Below are 695 nucleotides of genomic sequence, written 5' to 3'. Positions count from 1 at the left end.
GGGACTTCCCACCTTCAGGCAACGGCGTCAAAGCGCCAAGATTGGTGGTGTTGGTCATCAATCTGCAGCCATTTCGAAAGGGGAAGTCCATGGACAAGAATACCCAAGTTCCAGCGGTGCGCGTAGGCGTGGATCTCTCTAAGCGAGTCATCCAAGTGCACGCCGTTGACGGCGGTGGCCGCGTGCTGACGAACCGGGCGCTGGCCCGCGACAAGTTCCTGGCTTGGTGTGCGCTGTTGCAGGCCGGCTGCATGGTGGTGATGGAGGTCAGCTCCAGCGCACATCACTGGGCCCGGGCCCTGCGCGCGATGGGGCTGGATGCTCGCATCATCTCGGCTCACCTGGCCGCCCCCTATCGCGCCGAGGGCCATTGCGGCAAGAACGACGCCAACGACGCTGCGGCCATCTGCGAGGCGGCGAGCCGCCCTCACATGCGCTTTGTTCCGGTCAAGAGCGTCGAGCAGCAGAGCTTGCTGTGCGTGCATCGCTTGCGCGAAGGCCTCAAGGCGGACCGCACGGCCTGCATCAATCGCATTCGCGGCCTGCTGCTGGAGTTCGGTGTCGCCGTGCCCAATGGATCCAGAGCCCTGCGCCTGGTTCTGGACGAGCTGCTGGAGGACGGCGCCAACGAGATGAATGGCTTGGCCCGCATGACGCTTCGCCGGGCGCAGGCGCAGTGGCGTGAGCTGGACGAG

General features: G+C 65.0%; 1 protein-coding gene. It reads left to right on the top strand.

The features are described from left to right. Positions 1-89: 89 nt before the first annotated feature. Positions 90-695 (top strand): IS110 family RNA-guided transposase (locus tag AC1Q6P_RS23985; RefSeq protein ID WP_492666272.1); only part of this gene is annotated, 606 nt, incomplete at its 3' end.

The sequence above is a fragment of the Roseateles sp. GW835-FHT13E02 genome (genome assembly GCF_058794035.1).
Note: the sequence above shows the minus strand (reverse complement) of the source record. Positions and strands in the feature narration are given on the sequence as shown.